9 protein-coding genes are annotated in these 11,250 nt (G+C 59.0%); 5 read left to right on the top strand and 4 right to left on the bottom strand.

What is annotated here, in order from left to right; genetic code table 11:
- Nucleotides 1–107 precede the first annotated feature (107 nt).
- A complete protein-coding gene (locus tag U9O48_RS13105; RefSeq protein ID WP_324722637.1) occupies nucleotides 108–1,490 on the top strand; it encodes a carbohydrate porin in 1,383 nt (460 codons plus the stop codon).
- An 11-nt stretch (nucleotides 1,491–1,501) separates the two neighbouring features.
- On the opposite strand, the gene U9O48_RS13100 is transcribed toward U9O48_RS13105, so the two are convergent.
- On the bottom strand, nucleotides 1,502–2,458 hold the full coding sequence (locus U9O48_RS13100; protein WP_282494585.1) for an AraC family transcriptional regulator: 957 nt from the start codon (nucleotides 2,456–2,458) through the stop codon (nucleotides 1,502–1,504).
- Between the two features lie 116 nt (nucleotides 2,459–2,574).
- On the opposite strand from U9O48_RS13100, the gene U9O48_RS13095 reads away from it, so the two are divergent.
- A complete protein-coding gene (locus U9O48_RS13095; protein ID WP_285144294.1) occupies nucleotides 2,575–3,762 on the top strand; it encodes an MFS transporter in 1,188 nt (395 codons plus the stop codon).
- 469 nt (nucleotides 3,763–4,231) lie between these two features.
- Here the strand turns inward: U9O48_RS13095 and gap are convergent, their stop codons facing one another.
- The 3 genes from gap to hpaX form a co-directional block, all read right to left on the bottom strand.
- Nucleotides 4,232–5,242: a type I glyceraldehyde-3-phosphate dehydrogenase gene (gap, locus tag U9O48_RS13090; RefSeq protein WP_285149017.1), complete on the bottom strand. Its 1,011-nt coding sequence runs from the start codon at nucleotides 5,240–5,242 to the stop codon at nucleotides 4,232–4,234.
- Nucleotides 5,243–5,320: 78 nt separating this feature from the next.
- Nucleotides 5,321–6,301, bottom strand: coding sequence for a GlxA family transcriptional regulator (locus U9O48_RS13085; RefSeq protein ID WP_285144297.1), 981 nt, complete (start codon nucleotides 6,299–6,301; stop codon nucleotides 5,321–5,323).
- 31 nt (nucleotides 6,302–6,332) lie between these two features.
- Complete coding sequence (gene hpaX / locus U9O48_RS13080; RefSeq protein WP_324722636.1) at nucleotides 6,333–7,715, bottom strand: 4-hydroxyphenylacetate permease; 1,383 nt, start codon at nucleotides 7,713–7,715, stop codon at nucleotides 6,333–6,335.
- A gap of 370 nt (nucleotides 7,716–8,085) precedes the next feature.
- On the opposite strand from hpaX, the gene U9O48_RS13075 reads away from it, so the two are divergent.
- The 3 genes from U9O48_RS13075 (at nucleotide 8,086) to U9O48_RS13065 (ending at nucleotide 11,238) form a co-directional block, all read left to right on the top strand.
- The gene (locus U9O48_RS13075) at nucleotides 8,086–8,559 is read left to right on the top strand and encodes a MarR family winged helix-turn-helix transcriptional regulator (protein ID WP_282494580.1); all 474 of its coding nucleotides are present in this window, start codon (nucleotides 8,086–8,088) and stop codon (nucleotides 8,557–8,559) included.
- Between the two features lie 333 nt (nucleotides 8,560–8,892).
- Nucleotides 8,893–10,017, top strand: coding sequence for an amidase (locus U9O48_RS13070; protein WP_324722635.1), 1,125 nt, complete (start codon nucleotides 8,893–8,895; stop codon nucleotides 10,015–10,017).
- A gap of 93 nt (nucleotides 10,018–10,110) precedes the next feature.
- Nucleotides 10,111–11,238 (top strand): acyl-CoA dehydrogenase family protein, encoded by a 1,128-nt coding sequence (locus tag U9O48_RS13065; RefSeq protein WP_324722634.1) that lies wholly within the window; start codon nucleotides 10,111–10,113, stop codon nucleotides 11,236–11,238.
- Nucleotides 11,239–11,250: the final 12 nt, after the last annotated feature.

The raw sequence follows: 11,250 nt of genomic DNA, 5'->3' as shown, positions 1-11,250 counted from the left end.
AAAATCATAATCAACAGGTGAAAAAACGTAATGGAACCCGCCGCCCTGATTAGGCGAAATACCGAAGCTGTTCAGGAATGTCATAATAATTTATCAGGAAGGGATCCATGAGAATAAAACTTATTGTTTTGGCCGTCAGCGCACTCTGTTCCGCTGGGATCAATGCCGCACAGAATTCCCCCGATCTGGAAGAAAAACTCGCGCAGCTGGAAGCGCGTCTGGAAAAAGCCGAAAGCCGGGCAGAAAAGGCCGAGGCGCAAATTGAGCAATTAGAGAAAAACCAAACCGTGGCGGCCAAAAATCAGCCGACCGTGGCGGTGCAGTCCGCCGAGCCGGTGAGCGCCGCCGCATTACCCAAACTCACGCTCTCGGGCTATGGGGATATTAAATTTTATGGCGACGTCGAATTTAATATGGATGCCGCCAGCCGAAGTGGCGCATTAACCTCGATTAAAACCAGTGCGAACAAGGACTGGGCATCGGGAAATAATGAACGCTGGGATATTAACGGCCGTCTGCTGTTAGGGTTTGACGGATATCGCCGAATGGAGGACGGTAATTTCGCCGGATTCTCCGTCCAGCCGCTGGCGGATCTCACCGGCAAAATGAATCTCGATGATGCGGTATTCTTCTTCGGCAACGAAAATAACTGGAAGATTAAAGTCGGCCGCTTCGAAGCCTACGATATGTTCCCGCTGAACCAGGATACCTTTATTGAGTACTCCGGGAATACCGCCAACGATCTCTACAGCGACGGCTACGGTTATATCTACATGATGAAAGAGGGCCGAGGCCGTAGCGACAGCGGCGGCAACTTCCTGATGAGTAAAACCCTCGATAACTGGTATTTCGAGGTCAACACCCTGCTGGAAAACGGCAGCACGCTGTTCGTCGATAAGCAGTATCACGGCATCGATCTCGATAACGACAAAAACGTCGCGTACGTCCGTCCGGTGATTTCATGGCAGAGCGGGCGCTTCTCCACGGCGGTGGCGATGGAGAGCAACCTTGTCAACAACGCCTACGGCTATCGCGATGCGTCCGGGCAGTGGGTCGATCAGTCCGATCGTACCGGGTACGGCCTGACGATGACCTGGAACGGGCAAAAAACCGATCCGGAAGAGGGCGTGGTGGTGAATCTCAACACCGCCTACATGGACGCCACGGATGAAACCGACTTCACGGCCGGGACTAACGCCCTGTGGCATAACTTCGAGCTGGGCTACATCTACGCCCACAACCAGGTGGATAAATTCAACTCTGCGAATGTATTCGACAATTGCGACAACGACTGCTGGATAACCGATCCGGGCGATTACGATATCCACACCATTCACGCGTCGTATCTCATCCCGAACGTGATGAAAATGAAGAACTTTAATATCTATCTCGGGGCCTACGCCTCGTGGGTGCAAGCGCATCCGAACGACGGCGACGGAAATAACGACGACCGCTACGGTGGCCGCGTGCGCTTTAAATATTACTTCTGACGCCTCGCCGGTCAGACCTCTTCCGGGGTCTGGCTGGTCTCCCGCAGCGTGCCCGGCGCATGTCCGACAATACGCTTAAACGCCCGGCTAAAGGCCGCCAGCGATCCATATCCCAGCCGCAACGCCACCGTCTCAATCGCCTGATGCTCATGACGAATATACTGAATCGCCAGGCGCATCCTTAATTCACTCAAATACTTAGCGGGCGTGGTGCCGGTCGCGGACAAAAAGCGCTCGGCAAACACGGAACGCGAAGTTCCAGCCTCTTTCGCCAGCTCCGCCACGCTCCAGTTGACGCCCGGCTGCTGATGCATGGCGTAAATCGCGCGGCTCAGACGCGGATCGCGCAACACCTGCACCCAGCCGGTGGCTTTCCCGCAGCCGGCTTCCACCCAACCGCGGACGATCAGCGCCGCTACCACGTCGGCGAGGCGCGCCAGGATCCCGGCGAAACCCACCTGGCGGGTCATGGATTCCCGCTCCATCGCCGCCAGCAGCGGGTGGATCTCCGGCCAGGTCGACATCAGACGGCTGACCATCATCACTTCCGGCATCGCTTTGATCAGCGGCTGCATCCCGCCGAGTTCAAAATCCATGCATCCGCTGAATATCACCGTGTGTGCGCTTTCCGGGCACGGCTCGCAGGTGATGGCGCACACGGAGTTGCAAATCGGCTCGCTGGGGAAGGCCGACACTGGCGTGACGCAGGCATTTTCGTCCGACAGCAGGGCGTGGGCATTGCCGTTGGGGATAAACAGCGCATCGCCGCTGCTGAGGTTAAACACCGCGCCGCTCTCCATGCGCAGCACCGCCGAACCGTGGCTGACGAAGTGAAACTGCGCCTTGCCGGGCGCCTGACTGAACGCCACGCCAAAAGGGGCGCTGGCCTCAATCCGGCGATATTTCACTCCGGAGAGGCGCATTCCACGTAAAAGCTCACTGATTAAATCGGGCGACTGAACGGTCATCGGCACAACTCCGGACGAATTATCAATAAGTGGAGATTATATGTCATAGATCGTCCACGGGGAACACTCTATGCTTTTGCGATGTTTGTCACATTTTTCTAACTGGAGAGCAACAGATGAATTCAAGTATCGCGGCAAGCGAGGCCATAGCGCCCGCCAGACCCGCCTGGCGCGCGGTCTATTCACTGGGACTGGGGGTTTTTGGCCTGATCACGGCGGAGTTTTTACCCGCCAGTTTGTTAACGCCGATGGCCGCAAGCCTCGGCGTCAGCGAAGGGATGGCCGGGCAGGCGGTGACCGCGACGGCGCTGGTGGCGCTGGTGACCGGGCTGCTCATCACCCCGGCCACCAAAAGCATCGACCGCCGCTGGGTGCTGATGTTTTTCTCGGTGCTGCAGATTATCTCCAGCCTGCTGGTGGCCTTCGCGCCGAATTTGCAGGTGCTGCTGATGGGCCGCCTGCTGCTGGGCGTCGCCATCGGTGGATTCTGGGCGATGTCGACGGCCACGGCGATGCGTCTGGTGCCTGCGCAGCACGTACCAAAAGCGCTGGCGATCATCTTCTCCAGCGTGTCGATTGCGACCGTGGTGGCCGCACCGCTCGGCAGCTATCTTGGCAGCCTGATCGGCTGGCGCAACGTCTTTATCCTCTGCATTCTGCCGAGCATGCTGGCGCTGCTCTGGCAGCTGTGGGTGCTTCCGTCGATGAAACCGGAAAGCAGCGGCAGTCTCGGGACATTACTGCGCGTGCTGCGCCGTCCGGGGATGATCGGCGGCCTGCTGGCGACGGTGCTGATTTTTAGCGGTCACTTTGCCTTCTTCACCTATCTGCGTCCGTTCCTCGAAACCGTCGGGCAGGCGAGCGTCGAGAGCATTTCGCTGATTCTGCTCGGCTTTGGTCTCGCTAACTTTGTCGGCACCTCGATCGCCGGGCATCTGCTGGCACGAAACTTACGCCTGACTCTGGCGCTGGTGCCTTTCGTGATGGGCGTGCTGGCGCTGACCATGGTGGCGTTCGGTCATCTGGCGATGCTCGACGGATTGCTGGTCGCGATGTGGGGCTTCGCCTTCGGCCTGGTGCCGGTGGGCTGGTCAACCTGGCTGGCGACCACCGTGCCGGACGAAGCCGAAAGTGCGGGTGGCCTGCTGGTGGCATCGATTCAATTTGCGATTGGCGCGGGTGCCGCAGGCGGCGGGGCAGTGTTTGACCTCAACGGCGCCAGCGGCGTCTTCGCCGGAAGCGGCTTGTTGCTGGTCTCCGCGATGGTGATTGTGCTGATGGGTGTACGCGTCAAAGCGGGATAGTGTGGTTCATGGATTTTGCGATTTCGTAGGTCGGGCAAGGCGAAGCCGCCACCCGACATATTGTTTGGCACCCAGGCCTGAATTTGCCCGGTGGCGCTGCGCTTACCGGGCCTACAAAATCAAAACGTAGGTCGGGTAAGGCGCAGCCGCCACCCGACATGTTGATTGGCACCCAGGCCTGAATTTGCCCGGTGGCGCTTCGCTTACCGGGCCTACAAAATCAAAATGTAGGTCGCGTAAGGCGCAGCCGCCACCCGACATGTTGATTGGCACCCAGGCCTGAATTCGCCCGGTGGCGCTGCGCTTACCGGGCCTACAAAATCAAAACGTAGGCCGGGTAAGGCGAAGCCGCCACCCGACATGTTGGCTGGCACCCGAGCCTGAATTCGCCCGGTGGCGCTGCGCTTACCGGGCCTACAAAATCAAAACGTAGGCCGGGTAAGGCACAGCCGCCACCCGGCTTTTCTGTTTACACCCCTTTCTCATCCATCAGCACCGCCAAATCCACCAGGCGGTTCGAGAAGCCCCACTCGTTGTCATACCATGCGAGGATCTTCACCATATTCCCGCCAATCACCAGCGTAGAAAGCCCGTCGATAATTGATGAGCGCGGGTCGCCCTGATAATCGCTCGAGACCAGCGGCTCATCGCTGTAGCCCAGAATGCCTTTCAGAGGCCCCGCAGACGCCGCTTCACGAAACGCGTTATTCACCTCTTCAACCGTCGCCTCCCGGCTCAGGGTCACCGTCAGATCGACAATCGATACCACCGGCACCGGGACGCGCAATGAATACCCGGTCAGACGTCCGTCGAGTTCGGGGATCACCTTCCCGAGCGCTTTCGCCGCGCCGCTGGAGTAGGGCACAATCGACAGGGCCGCCGCACGCGCACCGCGCAGATCTTTCTCCGGCTGGTCGTGCAGCGCCTGGCTGTTGGTGTAGGCGTGAGTCGTGTTCATCAGGCCATGTTCAATGCCGAAGTGCTGATGCAGCACCTGCGCCGCCGGGGCCAGACCGTTGGTCGTGCAACTCCCGTTACTCACCACAAAATGCTGAGCCGGATCGTACAGCTGGTGGTTCACGCCCATCACCACCGTCAAATCGTCGTTCTTACCCGGCGCGGAGATGATGACCCGTTTCGCACCGCCGCTGGTGATATGCACCGCTGCTTTCTCGCGGTCGGTGAAGAAACCGGTGGCCTCAATCACGATATCCACGTCGACGCTGCGCCACGCAATATTCGCCGGGTCGCGCTCGCTGAAGACCGTAATCCGTTTGCCATCCACCTGCAGATGGTTATCGGCAGCCTCCACGGGTACTGGCAGCGTCCCGAGCAGGGAGTCGTATTTCAGCAGATGAGCGAGGGTTTTACTGTCCGTCAGATCGTTAATCGCCACGATCTCAATGTCCGGATTGCCGAGGGCAGCGCGCAGGAAGTTGCGTCCAATTCTGCCGAAACCATTAATACCGACCTTAACCATGATGCACTCCTTAACTGTGGTGTCTGGAGTCACTGTAGGCGTCAGGCCGGTTGGCGTAAATGACAAAAAAAGATCACATTACGCCATTTTGCGGCAGTGGAAGCGCTGGCGATACTCGCCGGGGGTGAGGTGGAGCTGTTTCTCAAACACGCGCCTGAGGTTGATGCTGGTGCCAAACCCGCTCTGCTCCGCGATGCGCTCCAGCGGTTCGCTGGTCTGCTCCAGCAGCTGACGGGCCGCGGCGAGGCGGGCTTCCATCACGTAACGCGCCGGGGACGCCCCGGTTTCGCGCGTAAAGACGCGGGTGAAATTGCGTGGACTCATCGCCGCCTGTTCCGCCAGTTTTTCGACGCAAAGATCGTCCGTGAGATGGTTCAAAATCCAGGTCTGGAGTTCGCCGATCGGCCCGGAACTGCTGGACTGGTGCAGGTTGTAGCGGCTGAACTGCAGCTGCCCGCCGGGGCGGCGCAGGTACATGACCAGATCCTGGGCCACGTCGCGCGCCAGGCTAAAACCGTAGTCCTCTTCGACCAGCGCCAGCGTCAAATCAAACCCCGAGCTCACGCCACCAGAGGTCCAGATCGGGCCGTCCTGAATATAGAGCGGACCGCCTTCAACTTTGATGGCAGGCCAGGTTTTTTGCATCGTCTCCAGCAGCCGCCAGTGGGTGGTGGCGCGGCGACCGTCGAGCAAACCGCTCTGCGCCAGCAGCATCGCGCCGCCGCAAATCGAGGCGATGCGCCGGGCGTGCGGGGCGGCCAGATGCAGCCAGTCCACCACCGCGGTGCTCTCCAGCTCGTTCATCCCGCGACCGGTAATGATGATGGTGTCGAGCGGTTCGCGCGGATCCAGCTCCGGCAGGCGATAGTCCGCCAGCAGGTTTAATCCGGACTGGCCGTGGATCACCTGATGCGGCTGGGTGGTGGCGATAATAATGCGATAGCGAGGCTGGGCGAGGCCTTCGGGATGGAGCTGGTTGGCCTGCATCAGAATGTCTGCGATACCGGCGGCTTCGAACAACATGCCGCCGTCAGGGACGATAATCAGGATTTTCTTCATGTCCTGAAAAGTATCTTTTTTACATAATAAGTCAAGTCGAGAGTGGGGCGGCAGCTTTTTGCATAGCGGTTTTGCTCATCGGGATCAGGGCGATAATCAGCGCGCCCAGCACCAGGAATCCGGCCACCATAAAGATCCCGGCGTTGAAGTTCCCGGTGACATCTTTCATCCAGCCCATCAGCAGCGGCCCCAGCGCCGCCCCGGTCATCCCGGTGGCGTTGATCACCGCGATCCCCACGGCGCGAGCGCGCAGGGAGATAAAGCGATCCGGCGTGGTCCAGAAGATCACCATCGCCGCAAACGCGCCTGCCGACGCCATCACAATGCCGGTAAACTGCAGCATTGCATGGGTACTCGAGGCGGTTAACATCCAGCCTGCGGCGGCAAACAGATACGGCAGCAGGGTGTGGATTTTGCGCTCGTTCAGGCGGTCGGAGCGCTTACTCCACCAGACCATCGCCACAATCGTACACACCTGCGGAATGGCGCTCAGCAAACCGATGGTGACGTTGCTGCTGGTTTCGTTGAAGCTGCGCAGGATCAGCGGTGTCCAGACGCTCAGGGCGCTCAGCGTGTTGGTGAGACAGAAATAGGCCACCGTGTAGAGAATAATAATCGGCGTGAACAGTTCGCGCGCCACGCTGCGCTGGGGCAGGGTATTCGCTTCCAGCTGGGTTTTGCTGGCGGCGATTTTATCCGCTTCCAGCATCTCCGCGAGGCAGGCTTTGTCATCCTCGGTCAGCCATTTGGCCTTCGACGGGCTGTCATCCAGCCAGAACCAGACCACCAGACCGAGCAGCACGGACGGGAAGCCCTCCAGCAGGAACAGCCACTGCCAGCCCTTCAGATTCAGCAGGCCGTCCATGTTCAGAATATACCCGGAAGCCAGCGACCCGAGCGCCATCGTCACCGGCATCGCAATCATAAACAGCGCGTTAGCACGCGCACGATAATGGGCCGGGAACCAGTAGGTTAAATACAGAAGCAGGCCCGGTAAAAAGCCCGCTTCGGCGATCCCGACCAGCATGCGCAGGACATACAAACTGTTCGGCCCGGTGGCGAACATGGTGGCGGTGGAGGCGATACCCCACACCACCATCAGCACCGCAATCCAGCGCCGCGCGCCAACGATACTCAGCATGATGTTGCTCGGAATGCCGCAAATCACGTACATCACGTAGAACAGGGTGGTAGCGAGGCCAAACATGGTGCTGGTCAGGCCCAGATCTTTGCCCATCGTCAGACCGGCAAAGCCAATGTTGATGCGATCGAGGTAGGAAAAAACGAACAGAATAAATAAAAATACAATCAGCCGACGGAACAGCTTTTTGATCACGGCCTGCTGGCGAGGGTCCAGAGCGTCGGGCGCAGACGACGGCGGGCGCGTCTGCTCCACAGAAGAACGTTCGTTCATGAAATGCTCCACATTGCGATTATTAGAGTTGTCGTACAGGTCCGCTAAACGTATATACCCGTCATACTTCAAGTTGCAGGTGCGTTGGCTGCGCCTGCTCACCCCAATCACTTACTTAAGTAAGCTCCTGGGGATTCCCACGCTTGCCGCCTTCCTGCAACTCGAATTATTTAGGGTATAGAAAATAGCCACCGCAATCGTCAACGCAATGTGTAAAAAATGATACGTAATTGTTAATCACTTATCATTTTTGAATCATAATGCGATCGGGATCTCTTATACGTTTCAGCAGGCTCTCAGATAGGCTTAGTCGCCGCCGGATCGCGGGGTATAATCGTTCACTCTGACGCTTTTTTTGGTAAGGAAACGCATGACAACTCTAAAAAATACCCCGGACGGCGCACCTGACGATCCCGCCTTTCATCGCGAAGCGTTTCCGTTCTACTGGATCGTGAATGTTTATGCGCGCTACACGCAAATCATGGAAATCACACTGAAAAAAGCCCAGCTGGACGTGTCTCGCTTTCGGGTGCTGATGGTCACGCACCAGTACGGAAAAGCCAGCATTTCGCAAATTTCTGAATACGCGATGGCGAAAATGCCAACCATCACCAAAATCGTCGGGCGGCTGCGCGATGACGGTCTGGTGACCACCGCCAGCAGCGAACAGGACGCGCGCGTCACCGAAGTGATGCTCACGGAGGCCGGTCTGAAAAAAGTGGAAGAGGCCTACGCCCTGACCGAAAAAGTGTTCGAAAAAGGCTTCAAAGGGATGAGTGTGTCGCAGGTCGATAAGATGAATCTGTCACTCGCCAAAGTACTGGATAACCTCAACGAACTGTGAGGTCAAATTATCCGATGACAAATTTGTGAACTCCGTAGTCTTTCTCTCTAACCTTCTGTAATTACAACCATAAATTGCTTATGTCGCTCTGAATCTCCGGAGCGACACGGCTTTCTGTTTCCCGCCATTTTGTCTTATTTTTCATCATCCTGAATCAGTAACCTTGCAGAGTTAAAGGTTAATAAAATGTTGCGTCAGCGTAAAATTAACGTGAAAGATTACTTGAATTTTCATCTAATTCTTCCATGATTGACCTAACGTTAGTCAGGACAAAAAGGCAGCAGTGACTGCCAGCCTGAATATGATTCACTTTTTCTGGTTAAGGTATCAATCATGAAGCCAGTTTATGAGAGCAATGGTTACGTTGAGCAATTCGTCCTCGGCGAGGGCGACCTGCGATTCGCGGTGAAAGACACCCTGGACGTCGCCGGGTATCAGACCCGCGCAGGCTGTCCGGCGCTGGCAAATGTCCCGGTTGCGGGGCAGCACGCCAGGGTCGTATCGACGCTACTCGAAAAGCGCTGCCGGCTGACGGGCAAAACCACGCTGCATGAGCTGGCGTTTGGCGTCACCGGGATCAACCCCTGGAGCGGCACGCCGGTTAACCCGCGCTATCCGGCGCTGATTCCGGGCGGCTCGTCCAGCGGCTCTGCCGCCGTGGTCGCCTCCGGTGACGTCGATTTTTCGCTGGGCACCGACACCGGCGGCTCCGTCAGAATGCCCGCCGCCTGCTGCGGAATTCTCGGATTCAAACCCGGCTTCGGCGTGCTCAGCCGTGACGGCGTGATGCCTGCCCAAAGCTCTCTCGACTGTGTCGGCGTTTTTGCGAGCGACGCCGCGGTGTTGCGCCAGGCGATGACCCGGCTTTCCGTACCCGTCGGCGAGCCGCTGGACGCGCTGCCGGCGATGGCGTTTATCTCCGCCGCGTCAGAAGACATCGACGCAACGCTTCTGAATTTCCTTGAACAGCAGGGCGTGACGCCGCAACAGGCGCCACTCCCGGATCTGAATGATGCCCACCGGGCAGGCTTAACCCTCATCAGCCACGAAAACTGGCAGGCGTTCAGCCCGCTGCTGTCGGGCCATCAGGTTTCGCCGGACGTCGCCTCGCGTATCCGCGCCGGGGCGGACGTCAGCGCCGAAGCGCTCGATGCCGCCGAACAGATGCGCACGACCTTCACCGCGCAGGTCGACGCACTGCTTGCAAAAACCCCGCTGCTGGCGCTGGCGACGCTGCCGGAACTGCCGCCGACGCTTGAGGAAGCCGCCGATCCGCTCGGCGTGGTGAACCTCACGCGGCTGGTCAGGCCGTTCAACCTCAGCGGCCATCCGGCCATCACGCTTGCGGTGGCTGAACGGCGTGGGCGTCCGGTTTCGCTCCAGCTGATTGCCGCCAAAGGCCACGACGGGCTGCTGGTGCAGGCCGTCGAGTGGCTCACGGGCCGACGACAAGCGTAATTCCCGTTTTTCTTACCCGATGACTCAGTGAGTACGACTCATTGCGGCCGCGCTCGCCTTGCGCGCACCGCACAACCCTTTTCGGAGGACGCCATGTCTGCCATTCCTGTTCGTGAAGAACTTGTTCCGCTTCTGAGTGATGTCGCGGCTCGCAGCCGGGAGTTTGAGCATCAACGTCATATCTCTGACGACATCATCGCCCGTTTCAGACAGGTGGGCGTCTACCGCGCGCTGGTGCCGAAAATCTACGGCGGCGACGAATGCTCCCCGGCGCAGTTTTGCGAGCTGGTGGAGCAAATCTCCACTGCCGACGGCTCCGCAGGCTGGGTGGCGAGTTTTGGCATGAGCCCGTTTTACCTCGGCGCGCTGCCGCCTGACACCCTGCAGGAACTCTACCGCGACGGGCCGGACGTGGTCTTTGCGGGCGGCATCTTCCCGACGCAAAAAGCCACTCAGGCCGACGGCGGGTATCGCGTCAGCGGACGCTGGAGCTTTGCCAGTGGCAGCATGGGCGCCTCGGTGCTGGGCGTCGGGATTTTGCCGGACGCCGATCAGGCCCTGCCGCGCATGGCGGTTCTGCCGCGGGCCAGCGTGCAGATCGATCCCGTCTGGGACACGGTCGGCCTCGCCGGAACCGGCAGCCACGATCTGGTGGTCAACGATGTTTTCGTCCCGCACGAGTGGACCTTTATTCGCGGCGGGGCGCTGAATCTTGAGGGGCCGCTGTACCGCTATCCGGTGCTGTCGCTTGCGACCCAGGTGCTCTCCGTGGTGGCACTCGGGGTGGCCCGCGCGGCGCTCAACGAAATCTATGCCATCGCCCATCGTCAGCAGTCGGTAACCGGCGCGCCGCGTCTGGCCGACCGCCAGCAGGCACAGATGCAAATTGCCCGCTGCGAAGCCGAACTGCGCTCCGCCCGCGCCTGGTTCTACGAAGCCATCGACGACGCCTGGCAAAGCCTGCTGGTCGGGGACGACGCAAGCTGCGAGCAGATTAATGCGCTCAGACTTTCATCGACCCACGTCACCCGCGTCGCCGCCGACGTGGCCCGCCAGGCGCTGGCGCTGAACGGCATGGGCGGCGTCACGCTCACCAGTCCGCTGCAGCGTTTTGTCCGCGACACTATGGTGATCACCCAGCACGCCTTTATGGGCGATCTCTCATACCTCAACGCCGGTACGGTCTTTTTCGGCGGCAAACCGCTGCCCGGTTACTTGTGATTTTTAACGTAA

Origin of the sequence: Lelliottia sp. JS-SCA-14 (assembly GCF_035593345.1) — a bacterium.
In the GTDB taxonomy this organism is placed as follows: Bacteria; Pseudomonadota; Gammaproteobacteria; order Enterobacterales; family Enterobacteriaceae; genus Enterobacter; species Enterobacter wanjuensis.
The sequence above is the reverse complement of the archived record's forward strand: the minus strand, read 5'-3'. Positions and strand labels throughout refer to the sequence as shown.

Coding starts and splice junctions, on each gene's coding strand:
- U9O48_RS13065 (WP_324722634.1), top strand. CDS start 10,111: ATGTCTGCCATTCCTGTTCGTGAAGAACTTGTTCCGCTTCTGAGTGAT.
- U9O48_RS13100 (WP_282494585.1), bottom strand. CDS start 2,458: ATGACCGTTCAGTCGCCCGATTTAATCAGTGAGCTTTTACGTGGAATG.
- U9O48_RS13070 (WP_324722635.1), top strand. CDS start 8,893: ATGAAGCCAGTTTATGAGAGCAATGGTTACGTTGAGCAATTCGTCCTC.
- U9O48_RS13105 (WP_324722637.1), top strand. CDS start 108: ATGAGAATAAAACTTATTGTTTTGGCCGTCAGCGCACTCTGTTCCGCT.
- hpaX (WP_324722636.1), bottom strand. CDS start 7,715: ATGAACGAACGTTCTTCTGTGGAGCAGACGCGCCCGCCGTCGTCTGCG.
- U9O48_RS13095 (WP_285144294.1), top strand. CDS start 2,575: ATGAATTCAAGTATCGCGGCAAGCGAGGCCATAGCGCCCGCCAGACCC.
- gap (WP_285149017.1), bottom strand. CDS start 5,242: ATGGTTAAGGTCGGTATTAATGGTTTCGGCAGAATTGGACGCAACTTC.
- U9O48_RS13085 (WP_285144297.1), bottom strand. CDS start 6,301: ATGAAGAAAATCCTGATTATCGTCCCTGACGGCGGCATGTTGTTCGAA.
- U9O48_RS13075 (WP_282494580.1), top strand. CDS start 8,086: ATGACAACTCTAAAAAATACCCCGGACGGCGCACCTGACGATCCCGCC.